The organism is Nocardiopsis sp. iso_237 (assembly GCF_056173345.1).
In genome coordinates, this window is the sequence record NZ_CM149669.1 from 4,168,930 (window position 1) to 4,184,223 (window position 15,294).

At 69.9% G+C, this 15,294-nt stretch carries 12 protein-coding genes; 9 read left to right on the plus strand and 3 right to left on the minus strand.

The genetic code is table 11. The annotated features are described in order from the left end of the window. The first annotated feature begins 394 nt into the window (after positions 1–394). The 5 genes from AC0VYM_RS18985 (at position 395) to AC0VYM_RS19005 (ending at position 6,963) form a co-directional block, all read left to right on the plus strand. Positions 395–2,119 carry an ABC transporter family substrate-binding protein gene (locus AC0VYM_RS18985; RefSeq protein WP_475454051.1) on the plus strand — a complete coding sequence of 575 codons (1,725 nt, stop codon included), beginning with the start codon at positions 395–397 and terminating at the stop codon, positions 2,117–2,119. 135 nt (positions 2,120–2,254) lie between these two features. Continuing rightward, complete coding sequence (locus AC0VYM_RS18990) at positions 2,255–3,766, plus strand: ABC transporter permease (protein ID WP_475454053.1); 1,512 nt, start codon at positions 2,255–2,257, stop codon at positions 3,764–3,766. Between the two features lie 16 nt (positions 3,767–3,782). After that, the gene (locus tag AC0VYM_RS18995; RefSeq protein ID WP_475454055.1) at positions 3,783–4,799 is read left to right on the plus strand and encodes an ABC transporter permease; all 1,017 of its coding nucleotides are present in this window, start codon (positions 3,783–3,785) and stop codon (positions 4,797–4,799) included. Then, complete coding sequence (locus tag AC0VYM_RS19000) at positions 4,799–5,953, plus strand: ABC transporter ATP-binding protein (protein ID WP_475454057.1); 1,155 nt, start codon at positions 4,799–4,801, stop codon at positions 5,951–5,953. The genes AC0VYM_RS18995 and AC0VYM_RS19000 overlap by 1 nt, the downstream gene beginning before the upstream one ends. After that, entirely contained in the window at positions 5,950–6,963 is a 1,014-nt protein-coding gene (locus tag AC0VYM_RS19005; RefSeq protein WP_475454059.1) for an ABC transporter ATP-binding protein, read from the plus strand. The genes AC0VYM_RS19000 and AC0VYM_RS19005 overlap by 4 nt, the downstream gene beginning before the upstream one ends. Before the next feature lie 77 nt (positions 6,964–7,040). Here the strand turns inward: AC0VYM_RS19005 and AC0VYM_RS19010 are convergent, their stop codons facing one another. After that, entirely contained in the window at positions 7,041–8,270 is a 1,230-nt protein-coding gene (locus AC0VYM_RS19010; RefSeq protein WP_475454061.1) for an acyl-CoA dehydrogenase family protein, read from the minus strand. A gap of 184 nt (positions 8,271–8,454) precedes the next feature. Between AC0VYM_RS19010 and ku the strand changes: the two genes are divergently transcribed. Continuing rightward, entirely contained in the window at positions 8,455–9,408 is a 954-nt protein-coding gene (gene ku, locus AC0VYM_RS19015) for a non-homologous end joining protein Ku (RefSeq protein ID WP_475454063.1), read from the plus strand. Here ku and AC0VYM_RS19020 read toward each other — a convergent pair whose 3' ends face one another. Beyond that, on the minus strand, positions 9,409–10,359 hold the full coding sequence (locus AC0VYM_RS19020; protein WP_475463114.1) for an ATP-dependent DNA ligase: 951 nt from the start codon (positions 10,357–10,359) through the stop codon (positions 9,409–9,411). Between the two features lie 173 nt (positions 10,360–10,532). Here AC0VYM_RS19020 and AC0VYM_RS19025 point away from each other — a divergent pair, with 173 nt between their 5' ends. Further along, the gene (locus AC0VYM_RS19025; protein ID WP_475454065.1) at positions 10,533–11,693 is read left to right on the plus strand and encodes an alpha-hydroxy-acid oxidizing protein; all 1,161 of its coding nucleotides are present in this window, start codon (positions 10,533–10,535) and stop codon (positions 11,691–11,693) included. A 91-nt stretch (positions 11,694–11,784) separates the two neighbouring features. Here AC0VYM_RS19025 and AC0VYM_RS19030 read toward each other — a convergent pair whose 3' ends face one another. Beyond that, the gene (locus AC0VYM_RS19030) at positions 11,785–13,224 is read right to left on the minus strand and encodes a helix-turn-helix domain-containing protein (protein ID WP_475454067.1); all 1,440 of its coding nucleotides are present in this window, start codon (positions 13,222–13,224) and stop codon (positions 11,785–11,787) included. Positions 13,225–13,441: 217 nt separating this feature from the next. On the opposite strand from AC0VYM_RS19030, the gene aceA reads away from it, so the two are divergent. Both aceA and AC0VYM_RS19040 read left to right on the plus strand, forming a co-directional pair. Next, on the plus strand, positions 13,442–14,740 hold the full coding sequence (gene aceA, locus AC0VYM_RS19035) for an isocitrate lyase (RefSeq protein ID WP_475454069.1): 1,299 nt from the start codon (positions 13,442–13,444) through the stop codon (positions 14,738–14,740). Positions 14,741–15,020: 280 nt separating this feature from the next. Continuing rightward, positions 15,021–15,290, plus strand: coding sequence for a hypothetical protein (locus tag AC0VYM_RS19040; RefSeq protein ID WP_475454071.1), 270 nt, complete (start codon positions 15,021–15,023; stop codon positions 15,288–15,290). Positions 15,291–15,294: the final 4 nt, after the last annotated feature.

A 15,294-nucleotide genomic window follows, 5' to 3' on the forward strand; every position in this document is an offset into this window, starting at 1 on the left:
AAGGGCATACCCCGGGGCCAATGCACAGGAAACGCGGAGGCCCCTTTCCTTCGCACCCTTTCCCGCGCTGAGCACACACGCACCTCGGAACACGAGGGAATGGAGGACGCCGCCCACCGGAGCGTCGAGTCCCTTCATGGGATGAGATGGCCATGGGCCTTTTCCATGACATGGCAGGTCGGAGCCCTGAATATGGCAGGGATGATCAGCGGGTCAGGGGATCAATCTCAGCCCGATTTCCTCCCTTAAGTTCCATTTTTGGCTAGCTTTGGGGCCAAATGTGCCTCAGCTGGATAACAGCCGGTCGCGGACTATTGCCACGCGTCCACCCGCTGCCCAGAATCCGTTCTACTTCGATCCTGGATTCATCCCCCAACGGCAGAGGAACCACTGCGTGAGAATCACCGGGAACATCACCAAGGCCACGGCCGTGGTCGCGGCGGGAGCGCTCGCGCTCTCCGCGTGCTCGACGTCGGACGGAGGAGGCGGCGCCGCCTCCTCCGACTCCTCCACGATCACCCTGGCGTGGGACCAGGAGTACGACAGCTTCAACAACACCACGGCCGGGGCCAACTCCAGCAAGAACGCGATCGTCAACCACCAGCTGACCAGCGGCTTCTGGTACTTCGGTGAGGGCGGCGCGGTCACCGCCAACACCGACTTCGGGACCTACGAACAGGTCTCCGAGGATCCGCAGGTCGTCGAGTACTCGATCCACCCGGATGCCGTGTGGTCCGACGGGGAGGTCATCGACTGCTCCGACGCGCTGCTCTGGTGGGCGCAGCAGAGCGGACGCTTCGAGTTCTCCTCCAACGGCACGGCGGGTGTCGAGGACACGGTGATGCCCGACTGCGAGATCGGTGACAAGGACTTCGCGCTGGAGTACGAGGTCCCCTTCTCCGACTGGTCCAGCAACGGCCCGGGCAACGGCAACAACACGCTCATGCCCGCCCACGTGGTCGCGGAACAGGGCGGGCTCACCGTCGAGGAACTCGTGGAGGCCATCCGCGACGAGGATCACGACGCCCTCGCCGGGTCAGTCGAGTTCTTCAACGAGGGCTGGACCGTCAGCGGCGCCCTGCCGGACTCCTCCCTCACCCCCTCCTCCGGCCCCTACCAGCTCGCCGGTTACGAGGCCGGGCAGTCGCTGACCCTGGAGCCGAACGAGAGCTGGTGGGGTGCGGCTCCGGCCACCTCCAACATCGTCGTGCGCTGGATCGCCTCCGACGAGCAGACCCAGGCCCTGGAGAACCGCGAGATCAACATCATGCGGCCCCAGCCCACGGTCGATCTGATCAACCAGGTCGAGGCCCTGGAGGGCGTCGAGGTCCAGGTCTACGACGAGTACATCTACGAGCACCTCGACTTCAACTTCGACTCCAGCCCCTTCGAGGAGTACGACCTGCGCGAGGCCTTCGCGCAGTGCGTGCCCCGCCAGTTGATCGTGGACAACCTCATCAAGCCGGTCCAGCCCGAGGCCGAGACCATGGACGTGCGCAACATCGCCCCCTTCGACCCGGGCTACGCGGAGGCCGTCGCGGCCAGCGGCGGCGACCAGTGGGGCGAGGTGGACCTCGACCGCTCGCGGGAACTGCTCGAAGAGCTCGACATGGTCGGCCAGGAGGTGCGGCTCGGCTTCATCGGTGGCAACCCCCGCCGCCAGCAGACCGCGGAACTGATCAAGGACTCCTGTGACCAGGCCGGGTTCGACGTCCAGATCAACGGCGAGGACACCTTCTTCGACACCGACGGCGGGCTGTCGCAGAACACCTATGACGTGGCCATGTACGCCTGGTCCGGCTCCGCCGAGGTGAGCAGCTGGAACTCCACCTTCCGCTCGCCCGACGAGTGCACCGGCGAGGCCAAGGGCAACAACAACGGCTGCTACGCCAACGACGAACTGGACGGTCTGCTGGCCGACGTCCTCCAGGAGGCCGACCCGGACGCCCAGTTGGAGATCATCAACGAGATCGAGACGATCCTCTGGGACGACCTGGTGACGATCCCGCTGTTCAGCCACCCCGGCACCGCCGCGTGGAGCGACAACGTGGAGAACGTCGTCCCCAACCCGGCGCAGACCGACATCGTCTGGAACGTGTGGGACTGGTCGGTCCAGTAGGCCGCACCGCACCCAACGCGCGCGGACACCCGTGCCGTCCGGACCCACCCGGACGGCACGGCCCCGGCCCCTGGCCGGAAGGGCCGACCCGCCACCCGCGCGCGAACGTCCCCCAGCCTCCAGGAGTCAGCACCCGTGCTCGTCTTCATCGCGCGAAGACTCGTCGTCTCGGTCTTCGTGCTCTTCGCCGCGACCTTCGTGATGTTCGTCCTCGCGACCAACACCGGTGACCCGCTCGCCGACCTCCGGGAACTACCGGAGAACGCCCGCGAGGCCGCCATGGCGGAGCGGATCGAGCGGATGCGCCTCGACCTCCCCGTCTACTCCCGTTACTTCCTCTGGCTCGTTGGCGCCCTCACCGGTGACTTCGGAGTGAACCGGCAGGGTCAGGACGTCAACGTCCTGCTCACCGACGCCGTCTCGGCCACGATGCAGCTGGTGGTGGCCGCCACCCTCCTCGCCATCATCATCGGCATCGCCATCGGTGTCGTGTCCGCGCTGCGCCAGTACAGCGGGTTCGACCACTCGGTGACCTTCGGCGCCTTCGTCGCCTTCTCCCTGCCCATCTTCTGGGTCGGGGTGCTGCTCAAGCAGTACGGAGCCATCGAGTTCAACGACTGGCTGGCGCAACCGGTCATCCCTCCCCCGGTCATCGCCGTGGTGTCCCTGCTCGCCGGGCTGGCCTGGAGCTCCTTGGTCGTGGGCGACCGCCGTACCCGGATCATCGCCTTCGCCGGAGCCTCGGCCGCCACGGCGGGAATCCTCACGTTCGTCTCGGTGACCCAGTGGTTCACCGACCCCGGGCTGGGCCCGGTGGTGGTGGCGGTCAGCGCCTTCGGCGCCGCCGTCGGTTTCAGCGTGCTGATCTCGGGGCCGCGTCCGAACCGGCCGATGTACGCCGCGTTGGCGTCGGCGGCGTTGGGCACGTTCCTGTACTTCGCGCTGTCGCCGGTCCTGGCCGACCCCGACCTGGCCGTCATCGGCGGCCTGGCCCTGGCCACCGTGGTCGTGTGCGTGGCGCTCGGCCACGGGATCGGCGGTGTGCTGTACCGGCGCGAGGCCGTCGCGACGGCGCTGTGGACGGGCCTGTTCACCGGCGGCGTCATCTTCGTCGACCGGATGCTGCGCTCCTTCGCCTCCTACAGCGCCTCCATGCAGGGCCGCCCGATCTCCACGGTGGGCGCCCGCACCCCCAACTACCAGGGAACGTTCTGGGAGCTGTCACTGGACTCGGCGGGCCACCTGGCGCTGCCCACCCTGGCCCTGATCCTGGTCTCCCTGGCGACCTACACCCGCTACAGCCGCGCCAGCATGCTGGAGGTGATGAACCAGGACTACGTGCGCACGGCGCGGGCCAAGGGCCTGCCCGAACGCACGGTGATGACCCGGCACGCCTTCCGCAACGGGCTCATCCCCATCACGACCCTGGCCGCCTACGACTTCGGGACCGTGATCGGCGGGGCGGTGGTCACGGAGACGGTCTTCGGCTGGCGCGCGATGGGGCACCTGCTGCTCACCGGGCTCAACGAGGCCGACCCGGCACCCGTCATGGCGTTCTTCGTGGTGGCGGGCGGCGCGATCGTCCTGTTCAACATGGTCGCCGACATCACCTACGCCTATCTCGACCCCCGGATCCGGCTGTCATGACCGAGGGAGACACTCGATGACGACGCACCACGACGCTCCGCCACCGCACCCCGAGGACGGTCCGCCGGGGCCCGGACACCCGGACTCCGACGCCGCCCAGGGCCTGGACATCGCGGCCCGCACCCAGTGGCAGCTGGTCCGCTCCCGCTTCCTCCGTCACCGCGCCGCCCTGCTCGGCATGGTGCTGCTGGCCGGGGTGGTCCTGCTGTCCTTCAGCTCGATCGGGTTCGGTCCCGTCCCGGGCTGGTGGGACAAGTCCCCCTCAGCGACCGGCCCCCTCACCGACGGGGGCGACCCCACGCTCAGCCTCGTGCCGGGGTTCCTCGGCGGGGCGGGCCTGTCCCTGGGTGAACACCCCTTCGGGCAGGACAACGTCGGCAAGGACTACTTCGCGCTCACCATGCGCGGCACCCAGGTCTCCCTCACCGTGGCCTTCCTCGTCGGGGTCGTGGCCACCGTCGTGGGGACGGTCGTCGGCGCCTGCGCGGGCTACTTCCGGGGCTGGACCGAGACGGTGCTGATGCGGGTCACCGACGTCCTCATCGCGATCCCGCTCCTGGCCATCGCCGCCGCGGCCGCGAAGATCGCCGGTCAGGCGGGGATCCTCTATCTGGGCGTCGTCCTGGGGCTGGTGACCTGGACCCAGACCGCCCGCCTGGTGCGCGGTTCGGTGCTGTCCCTGCGGGAGAAGGAGTTCGTGGAGGCGGCCCGCTCGGTGGGCACCTCCTCGAGCCGCATCATCTTCAAGCACATCCTGCCGAACACGGTGGGCGTGATCATCGTCAGCGTGACGCTCGCGATCGCGGCGGCGGTCCTGCTGGAGTCCGCCCTGTCCTTCCTGGGCATGGGCGTGCAACCGCCGGACACCTCCCTGGGCCGTCTGATCACCGACTACCGGAGCGCGATGGGCACCCGCCCCTGGCTGTTCTACTGGCCCGGCCTCTTCATCATCCTCATCGCGCTCTCCGTCAACTTCATCGGAGACGGCCTGCGCGACGCCTTCGACCCACGACAGAACAGGGTGCGTGACTGATGACCCGGACACCCCCCATGCCACCGCCGGGCGCCGCCGCGGACCCGGCTCTCGACGCCCCGCTCACCGACGCCGCCGGTGAGGTCCACACCGCGCGCACCCTGGCCGACGCGCGCGAGCCCACCGAACACGAGGTGCTGCGGGTGGAGAACCTCAGCGTGGAGTTCCCCACCGACGACGGCGTGGTCAGGGCCGTGCGCGACGTCTCGTACACGCTGCGCGAGCGCGAGGTCCTGTCCATCGTCGGGGAGTCCGGCTCGGGGAAGTCGGTCTCCTCCATGGCGCTGCTGGGCCTGCTCCCCCGAAGCGCGCGCGTCACCGGCCGTGTGCTCTACCGGGGACGGGACCTGCTGGCGATGCGCCGGAAGGAGCTGCGCTCCCTGCGCGGCCGACGGATCTCGATGGTCTTCCAGGACCCCATGACCGCGCTCAACCCGGTGCACACCGTCGGGGACCAGCTGGCCGAGGCGGTCCTGGCGCACGCGCTGGTGCCGCCCAGGCAGGCGCTCGAACGCGCCCGGGAGATGCTCGACCTGGTGGGCATCCCCCAGGCCGCGCAACGTCTGCGCAGTTACCCGCACGAGTTCTCCGGGGGCATGCGCCAGCGGGTCATGATCGCCATGGCGATCATCAACGACCCCGACGTGATCATCGCCGACGAACCGACCACGGCGCTGGACGTCACCGTCCAGGCCCAGATCCTGGAGAAGCTGCTGGAGGTCAAGGACACCGTCAACGCCGCGATCCTGCTGATCACGCACGACCTGGGGGTGGTGGCGGGTCTGGCCCACCGGGTCCTGGTCATGTACGCGGGCCGACCGGTGGAGATCGGGGACACCGACGAGGTGTTCTACCGGACCCGGATGCCGTACACGGCGGGGCTGCTGGGCTCGACACCGTCCATGACCTCGGTGCGCGGCGAACGCCTCCGGCCGATCCGCGGCACCCCGCCGTCCCTGATCCGCCTGCCCCCGGGCTGTCCGTTCTCCCCGCGCTGTCCGCTGGCCGACGCCACGTGCCGGTCGGCCGAGCCCGCGCTGGTCAGGGTGGACGGGCCCGACAGCGGGCACCTGGCCTCCTGTCACCACGGTGACCGGCTGGTGGACGTGGCGGACCCGACGGCCTTCTTCCGTGACGGGGGGACGGAACGATGACGACCGTCGCAGGGGAACGCGGCGCCCTGGGCGCCCCCGACGCCCCACTGCTCGAGGTCCGGGATCTGGAGGTGCGCTTCCCCGTGCACGGCTCCGGGTTCCTGCGCCGCGTGATCGGCCAGGTCCACGCGGTCAACGGGGTCAGTCTGCGACTGGCCGAGCGGGAGACCCTCGGCGTGGTCGGGGAGTCCGGCTGCGGGAAGTCCACAACGGGCCGGGCCATCCTCCAACTGGTCGCGCCCACCGCGGGGTCGGTGCGCTTCCGGGGGGAGGAGCTCACCACGATGTCCCCGGCGAGGATGCAGCGGGTCAGGCGCGAGGTGGGCATGGTCTTCCAGGACCCCTACGCCTCGCTCAACCCCCGACTCCCGGTGAACGACATCATCGCGGAACCGTTGAAGGTGCACCGCCGCTGGAGTGACGGCGGCCCCGAGCGGGTGGCCGAGCTCCTGCGGATGGTGGGTCTGAGCCCCGAGCACGGGAACCGCTACCCGCACGAGTTCTCCGGAGGCCAGCGGCAGAGGGTGGGAATCGCCCGGGCCCTGGCGCTGGAACCCAGCCTCCTGGTGCTCGACGAGCCCGTCTCCGCGCTGGACGTCTCGGTGCAGGCCGGAGTGGTGAACCTGCTGGCGGAGCTCCAGGAGCGGCTGGGGTTGTCGTACGTGTTCATCGCGCACGACCTGTCGGTGGTGCGGCACATCTCGGACCGGGTGGCGGTGATGTACCTGGGCGGGGTGGTGGAGACCGGCACCCGTGAGGACGTCTACGACCGGGCCTCGCACCCGTACACGATCGCCCTGCTGTCGGCGGCGCCCTGGGCCGACCCGCGTACGGAGCGGGTACGGGAGCGGATCGTCCTCACGGGCGACGTGCCGAGCCCGGTGGACCCGCCCAGCGGCTGCCGGTTCCGCACCCGCTGTTGGAAGGCACGGGACCTGTGCGCCGAGGAGGTGCCGGAGCTGGTGGACCGGGGGGCGGGGCACCCGGTGGCCTGCCACTTCCCCGAGTAGGCGGTGCGCGGGCGCGGGGTGTCCTCACCCCGCGCCCGCCAGGCCCGCCGGCCCGGGACGTCCGGCCGCCGCCGTTCCTAACGGATCGGCAGGCCGGTGATGGTGCGGCCGATGATGAGTTTCTGGATCTCGCTGGCGCCCTCGAAGATGGTGAAGATGGAGGCGTCGCGGTGCCAGCGTTCCACGGGGTAGTCCCGGGTGTAGCCGTTGCCGCCGAGGATGCGCAGGGAGTTCTGGGTGACGTAGGTGGCGGTCTCGGAGGCGTAGAGCTTGCTCATGGAGCCCTCGGCGTTGGTGAAGTCCTTGCCGTTGCGCGCCATCCAGGCGGCTCGCCACACCAGCAACCGGGCGGCGTCGATCCGGGTGGCCATGTCGGCCAGGAGGAAGGCCACGCCCTGGTTGTCCCCGATCGGCCTGCCGAACTGCTCGCGCTGGACGGAGTAGTCCCGCGCGTACTCGTACGCCGCCCGCGCGCAGCCCACCGCCATGACACCGACGCTCGGACGGGAGGCCTCGAAGGTCTTCATGGCGGCCTGGCCCTTGGAGCGCCTGCCCTCCCTGGCGCGGGCGATCCGCTCGTCCAGTTTCTCCTTGCCGCCCAGGAGGCAGGAGCCGGGGACGCGCACGTCGTCCAGGACGACCTCGGCGGTGTGTGAGGCGCGGATGCCGTGCTTGGCGAACTTCTGGCCCTGGGACAGGCCGGGGGTGTTCGGCGGGATGACGAAGGACGCCTGCCCGCGCGAGCCCAGCTCGGGTTCCACGGAGGCCACGACGACGTGGACGTGGGCGATGCCGCCGTTGGTGGCCCAGGTCTTGACGCCGTTGATCACCCACTCGTCCTTGGCCTGGTCGTAGACCGCGTGGGTGCGGATGGCGGAGACGTCCGAACCCGCGTCGGGCTCGGAGGAACAGAAGGCGCCGAGTTTGACGTCGTCGGCGCTACCGAACATCTGCGGCACCCATTCGAAGAGCTGTTCCTGGGTGCCGTTGGAGGCGACGGAGACGGCGGCCAGACCGGTTCCAGTGATCGCCAGGGCGATACCCGGGTCACCCCAGTACAGCTCCTCGAAGGCGACGGGGATACCGAGTCCGGTGGGCTCCAACCACTGGTTGGCGAAGAAGTCCAGCGAGTACAGGCCGATCTTGGCGGCCTCCTGGATGATCGGCCAGGGGGTCTCCTCCCGCTCGTCCCACTCGGCGGCGGCGGGGCGGATGACGTCGGCGGCGAACCCGTGGGCCCAGTCCCGGACGTCGCGAACGTCCTCGCTCAGTTCCAGGCTGAAGGCGGGAGCGGTGGCCTCACTCATGCGATTGCGTCCTTTGTTGGATCCTCCGGGGGACGGAGGGGCGACCATGAAGTGCTACCAACGGTAACAGTCAGTCTGGACAGGCACAACGACGCGCTCCCACGCGGAACGGGGAAGAGTCCTGACACACACCTGTCCGGTGTTTGCCGCCCCGCTCCCACACTGGAGGGAGGGGGTGTGAGCAGTGCCTGGAACCGTGTGGACCGGAACGATCAGCTTCGGACTGGTGTCGGTCGGCGTGCGCATGTACTCCGCACGCGAGAGGCACGGACCGACCGTCCACCAGTTCGTGCGCGGCACCAACGCGCGCGTGCGTTACCAGCGGGTCAACGAGGACACCGGCGAACGCGTGGCCAACGAGGACATCGTCAAGGGAGCCGAGGTCGACGACTCCGACTCCTACGTGCTCCTGGAACCCGCGGACCTGGAGCAGATCCAGCCCGGGCGGAGCAGGACGCTGGAGATCACCGGGTTCATCTCCGCCGAGGACGTCGATCCGCTGTGGTTCTCGTCCACCTACTACCTGGGACCGGACAAGAGTTCGTCGAAGCCGTACCGGTTGCTCCTGGCCGCGCTGGAGGAGTCCGGCCGGGCGGGTCTCGGAACGCTGGTCATGCGCAACCGGCAGCACCTGGCCCTGATCGCTCCGCAGCAGGGCGTCCTGACGGCGAGCACCCTCTACTGGCCGGACGAGATCCGCGACCCCGAGGACGTCATGCGCCCTCCGACGGGCGAGGTCGACCAGGGAGAGCTCAAGCTCGCCTCCCAGCTGATCGACGCGATGACCGCCGACTGGGAGCCCTCACAGTACTCCGACGAGTACGAGCGGCGGCTGGAGGACCTGATCGCCACGAAGGCGCGGGGCGGCACCGTCAGCTACGAGGGCAGGGAGCCCGAGGAGAAGGGCGAGGGCAAGGTCATCGCGCTCGACGACGCTCTCCGCGCGTCGTTGAAGCAGAGGCGCGAGAAGCGGGCCGCGAAGTCCGGACGCCGCGGCCGCGCTCCGGCGCCGCGCTCCTCCGAAGACCACCGGCCCACCAAGGGCGAGCTCATGGAGCAGGCCAGGAAGCTCGACATCCCCGGTCGTTCACGCATGACCAGGGACGAACTGGCCGACGCGGTCGCGGACGCCGGCTGACTACTCCGTGTCCAGGTCCCGGGGCACGTCCTCGGGCACCAGGTCGGTGCGCGCGCGGAGGAACTGGACGACGTGCCGCCACCGGCCGGACACCTCGGCCGAGTCCGGGCACACCTCCACCACCAGGTCCGGTACGACCCGTGTGTAGGTCTGGCGGGAGGCGTCCCCGCCCCATGTCGCGGCGAGGAGCCGGGGCCAGGGGTGGTCGTCGGTCTTGACCACGTGCCCCGCGACCTCCTCGGACTCGTCCGGGGAGAGGTCCGAGGTCCGCCCCGCCACCCGCAGCTCGCCGGTCGCGGAGTCCACGCGGCCCAGGATGAGCGCGCGGGGGGCCCGCGCGTGCCCGACGATCCCGCCCACGATCGCCTCGGTGGTGACGCGGTGCTTCCACTTGCGCCAGTCCCTGCGGCCCGGACGGTAGGAGCGGCGCGCGTCCTTGATCATCACGCCCTCCACTCCCACGGCGGGCATCTCGTCCCACCACTGCATGGCGACCTCCGGGTTGTCGGTCTGCCAGCCGAGCGTGAGCGGCGAGGGCTGCTCGACCAGCTCCATGAGACGTTCCAGTTCCCCGCGCCGGTGGGAGAGCGCCCGGTGCGTGAGGTCCCGGCCACCGGCCCTCAGCAGGTCGAACACCACGAGGTGGCACGGGTCGGTGCGCGCCAGGGCGCGGGCGTGGCGGACCGAGGCACCGTTCCGCCTCAGCAGGGCCCCGAAGTCCAGCCGCCCGTCGTCCGCCCACCGGATGATCTCCCCGTCCAGCAGGATGCCCTCGGGGAGCTGGCTGTCCAGGGCCTCCACGATCTCGGGGAAGCGCTGTGACAGCGACCTCCCCTGCCTGCTGTCCATGCGCACGGGCCCGGTCTCGGCCAGGCACCGGAAGCCGTCCCACTTCGGCTCGTAGAGCAGGCTCTCACCCGTGGGGAAATGATCGACGGCGCTCGCAAGCATCGGTTCCACGCCCGCCCCCTACCCCGCACCAGCTCATCGGGAGACCAACACCCAGCTAAGGGTGGGTGGGACCCGTCATTCCACGGTGCTCTCCCGTCCCCCGCGGCACTTGACACGCGCGCGTGCCCGTCTGAATGATGCGGGTCCCACCCCACCCCCTTCCGGAGGCGACCATGGCTTCGCACTACGGCGACTACCAGCTGGAGATCTACCTCAACGGCCTCACCGGTGTCGTTCCCTCCCACCCCGTGGCCTTCGCCGAACTGGAGCGCAGGGCGGCCGAGGCGCTCCCACCGTGGGTGTGGTCCTACGTGGCGGGCGGCGCGGGCGACGAGCACACCCAGGACGCCAACACCGCCGCGTTCCGGAGGTGGGGCCTGTACCCCCGCATGTTCGTGGGCGCCAAGGAGCGCGACACCAGCGTCGAACTGTGCGGGATCCGCCTGCCCTCGCCGCTCATGATGGCCCCGGTCGGGGTGGTCGGCCTCTGTTCCCAGGACGGGCACGGGGACCTGGCCACGGCGGAGGCCGCGGCGCGCACCGGGGTCCCGATGATCGCCTCCACCCTGTCCCAGGACCCGATGGAGGAGGTCGCCGCGCGGTTCGGTGACACTCCCGGGTTCTTCCAGCTGTACACGCCGACCGACCGCGAGCTGGCGGCCAGCCTGGTCCGCCGCGCCGAGGCGGCCGGGTTCGCGGGGATCGTCGTCACCCTGGACACCTGGGTCACCGGCTGGCGCCCGCGTGACCTGGCCACCGCGAACATGCCGATGCTGCGCGGCCACTGCCTGGCCAACTACACGTCCGACCCCGTCTTCCAGGAGCGGGTGGGCGCGGACGCCCCGCGCGACGCCGTGGTGGCGCACTGGGCCGGTGTCTTCGGCAACCCCTTGACCTGGGACGACCTGCCGTGGTTGCGGTCCCTGACCGACCTGCCGCTGATCGTGAAGGGCGTGTGCCACCCCGACGACGCCCGGCGGGCCGCGGACGGGGGCGTGGACGCCGTCTACGTCTCCAACCACGGCGGCCGACAGGCCAACGGCGGCATCCCGGCCCTGGAGTGCCTGCCGGACGTGGCCGCCGCCACGGACCTGCCGGTGGTCTTCGACTCCGGGGTGCGGTCCGGCAGCGACGCGGTCAAGGCCCTGGCGCTGGGGGCCACGGCGGTGGCGGTCGGCCGCCCCTACGTCTACGGGCTGGCCCTGGGCGGGGCGGACGGGATCGTGCACGTGCTGCGGTCCCTGCTGGCCGAGGCGGACCTGCTCATGGCGGTCGACGGCTACCCGTCGTTGGCCGACCTCACCCCGGAGGCGCTGCGGGACCTGCGCGCCTGAGCGGTTCCGGGTACGGGGCGAAGAGACCGTGCGGGGACCGACGCCGTACGCGTCGGCCCCCTCACACGGGTACCGGTGGAGGGTCCGGGGCTCAGTCCTGGCTGTGGCCCTCCAGGAAGGTGTAGACGTCGTGCTCGTCCACGCCGGGGAAGGTGCCCGACGGCAGGGCCGACAGGACGTGGGAGTGGGCGCGGGCCGAGGGCCACACGTTGCCCTCCCAGCGGCTGGCGAGCTGGGCGGGCGGACGCACGCAGCACTCGCCGTTGGGGCAGTTGGACTTGGTGCGGTTGGTGGTCTCGCGTCCTCGGAACCAGCGGGACTCCTTGTAGGGCACGCCCAGGGTGATGGCGAAGTTGCGCTCGCGGCTGGGGTCCACGTGGGCGACGCACCAGTGGGTGCCGTTGGGCTTGTCCGTGTACTGGTAGTAGATCGAGTACCGGTCGGGTGACTGGAACACCTGGCGGCCCGACCACTGGCGGCACATGCGCTGACCCTCGATGGCACCGCTGTCGTCGGTGGGGAAGACCAGGCCGTCGTTCTCGTAGGCCTTGTAGATGATGCCGGTCTCGTCGTTGCGGATGAAGTGGCAGACCAGGTCCAGGTGGCGGTGGGCCAGGTTGGTGAACCGGTGCGCCGCCATCTCGTAGGAGACGGAGTAGACGTCCCGCAGGTCCTCCACGGACAGGTCGCGCGCCTTCTTCGCCTCCTGGAGGTAGGTGACCGCCGTGGTCTCGGGGATGAGGACGGCGGCGGCGAAGTAGTTGGCCTCCACGCGCTGGCGGAGGAAGTCACCGAAGTCGCGGGGCTGGTTGTGGCCGAGGATCACGTGGCCGAGCGTCTGGAGGAGGATCGTGCGCGGGCTGTGCATGCCCAGCGTGGTCTCGCGCTTGAGGTAGATGCGCCGGTTGACGTGGTCGGTCAGGGAGCGCACCGAGCGGGGGAGGTCCTGGACGTACCTCAGGGAGAACCCGTGGTGGGTGGCGATCGCGAGGATCTGCCCCTGGGAGAGGGGCCCGGCCGTGTAGTTGACCGCCGAGAGGGTGTCGGCGGCCGCGGCCTCGATGGTCTCGAAGTAGTTGCCCCGCTCCCGCATCTGGCGGCGCAGGTCGGCGTTGGCCCGGCGCGCCTCCTCGGGGGTGGCGGTCGGCTTGGCGTTGCGCCTCTTGAGCTCGTCGTAGAGCCCGACGATGTGTTCGAGGACGTCGTTGGGGACCCGCTTGCCCACCTTCAGGTGCGGGAGGTTGAGGCCCTGGTACAGGGAGTCGCGCTGGGCCTCCTCCACCGCGATCTCCAGCTGCGCGCGGCGGCTCGGGGGCTGCTTCGACAGGAGTTCCTCGACGGACACGTCGAGGGCGGAGGCCAGGGACGTGAGCAGGGAGAGCTTCGGCTCACGTTTCCCGTTCTCCAGCAGGGAGAGCTGCGAGGGCGCCCGCCCGACGCGCTCCCCCAGGTCGGACAGGGTCATCCCGCGCGCCTTGCGCAGATGTCGGAGCCTCTGGCCAAACGTGACGAGATCCAGGTCACCTGTCAAAGACGGTATTTCTTCAGCACCAAAGTACGCCATGGCTTCATCTTACGGAAAGAAACAACGATCTTCACCCGATTTCGAGTGGAAAACCCTTGGATCTTGCCCAAGAATCATAGTTACCGGCGGGGAACTTACCGCTCAGGGGCTCACCCCCTGGCCCTTGGGAGGACTCTCGACCGGCGCGAAGACCTTGGGGACTACACGTAAGGCGGGAACGAACATGAGCACCAGCGCTCGACGTCAGGAAGCCAGCGCCGCACTCCAGCGCGACTGGGAGACCAACCCCCGGTGGGCCGGTATCGAGCGCACCTACTCCGCCGACGACGTCGTCAAGCTGCGCGGTTCGGTCACCGAGGAGCACACCCTGGCCCGGCGCGGCGCCGAGCGCCTGTGGGACCTGCTCCACACCGAGGACTACGTCAACAGCCTGGGCGCGCTCACCGGCAACCAGGCGGTCCAGCAGGTCCGCGCCGGCCTCAAGGCCATCTACCTCTCCGGGTGGCAGGTCGCGGCCGACGCCAACCTCTCCGGCAGCACCTACCCGGACCAGAGCCTCTACCCGGCCAACTCGGTCCCGGCCGTCGTCCGCCGCATCAACAACGCGCTCCTGCGCGCCGACCAGATCACCTGGTCCGAGGGTGACGACACCGCCCCCGAGTGGCTGGCCCCGATCGTGGCCGACGCCGAGGCCGGCTTCGGCGGCGTCCTCAACGCCTACGAGCTCATGAAGGGCATGATCGCCTCGGGCGCGGCCGGTGTCCACTGGGAGGACCAGCTCGCCTCCGAGAAGAAGTGCGGCCACCTGGGCGGGAAGGTCCTCATCCCGACCAGCCAGCACGTCAAGACCCTGAACGCCGCCCGCCTCGCCGCGGACGTCGCCGGTGTCCCCTCCCTGGTCATCGCGCGGACCGACGCCCAGGCCGCGACCCTGATCACCAGCGACATCGACGAGCGCGACCAGGCCTTCACCACCGGTGAGCGCACCGCCGAGGGCTTCTACCGCTTCCGCAACGGCGTCGAGGCCTGCGTGGCCCGCGGCCTCGCCTACGCCCCGCACTCCGACCTGCTCTGGATGGAGACCGCGACCCCGGACCTGGAGGTCGCCCGCGACTTCGCCGAGCGCATCAAGGCCGAGTACCCGGACCAGATGCTGGCCTACAACTGCTCGCCGTCCTTCAACTGGAAGCGTCACCTCGACGACGCGACCATCGCGAAGTTCCAGCGCGAGCTCGGCCACATGGGCTACAAGTTCCAGTTCATCACCCTGGCGGGCTTCCACTCGCTCAACCACTCGATGTTCAACCTGGCCAAGGGCTACGCCCAGAACGGCATGACGTCGTACGTCGAGCTCCAGGAGGCCGAGTTCGCGTCCGAGGCCGACGGTTACACCGCCACCCGCCACCAGCGCGAGGTCGGCACCGGCTACTTCGACGCGATCAGCACGACCATCTCCCCCGAGGCCAGCACCACGGCTCTCACCGGCTCCACCGAAGAAGACCAGTTCTCAGCGGCTCACTGACCCTGGTCTTCGTTCCCTGAGGCCGTCCCTCCCCGCTTTCGTGGCTGGGGCGGGGCGGGACGGCCTCCCCCTGGCCGTCGGCCATGCGCGGTCCGTGTCACTCGCGCATGGTCGGCGGCCTTCGTGTGTCCGAAACCCCCGCGCCCGCCCGCGTGGGAGCGGTGCGCGTATACGGTGGCTCCAAGCAACGGGTGACGGAACCGTCGAGCCCGCCCCCACGGCCTCGGGACGTTCCGACCGACCGCCCCGAGCACCCTTTCGCCAAGCACACGGAGCCGACGTGAAACTCGACGACATCAGCAGAGTGACCCTCTCCACGACCCGACGGGTGGTGGCGGCCGGCGCGATCGCCGCCGTCGCCGTCTTCGGCGCGGCCGCCTGCGAGAACACCGACGACCTCGAGCAGGAGGTCAAGGACGGGATCGAGCAGGAGGTCGAGGAGAACATCGAGCAGGGCATCGACGACGCCATCGGCGGCGATGACGAGGGCGGCGACGGTGAAGGCGGGGGTGACGGCGACGAGGACGGTGACGAGGGCGACGACGAGTAGGTCG

Bases quoted from the DNA above. Each gene is read 5' to 3' on its own strand.
- AC0VYM_RS18995 (WP_475454055.1), top strand. From the start codon at position 3,783: ATGACGACGCACCACGACGCTCCGCCACCGCACCCCGAGGACGGTCCG.
- AC0VYM_RS19000 (WP_475454057.1), top strand. From the start codon at position 4,799: ATGACCCGGACACCCCCCATGCCACCGCCGGGCGCCGCCGCGGACCCG.
- AC0VYM_RS19005 (WP_475454059.1), top strand. From the start codon at position 5,950: ATGACGACCGTCGCAGGGGAACGCGGCGCCCTGGGCGCCCCCGACGCC.
- AC0VYM_RS19010 (WP_475454061.1), bottom strand. From the start codon at position 8,270: ATGAGTGAGGCCACCGCTCCCGCCTTCAGCCTGGAACTGAGCGAGGAC.
- AC0VYM_RS19020 (WP_475463114.1), bottom strand. From the start codon at position 10,359: ATGCTTGCGAGCGCCGTCGATCATTTCCCCACGGGTGAGAGCCTGCTC.
- AC0VYM_RS19025 (WP_475454065.1), top strand. From the start codon at position 10,533: ATGGCTTCGCACTACGGCGACTACCAGCTGGAGATCTACCTCAACGGC.
- aceA (WP_475454069.1), top strand. From the start codon at position 13,442: ATGAGCACCAGCGCTCGACGTCAGGAAGCCAGCGCCGCACTCCAGCGC.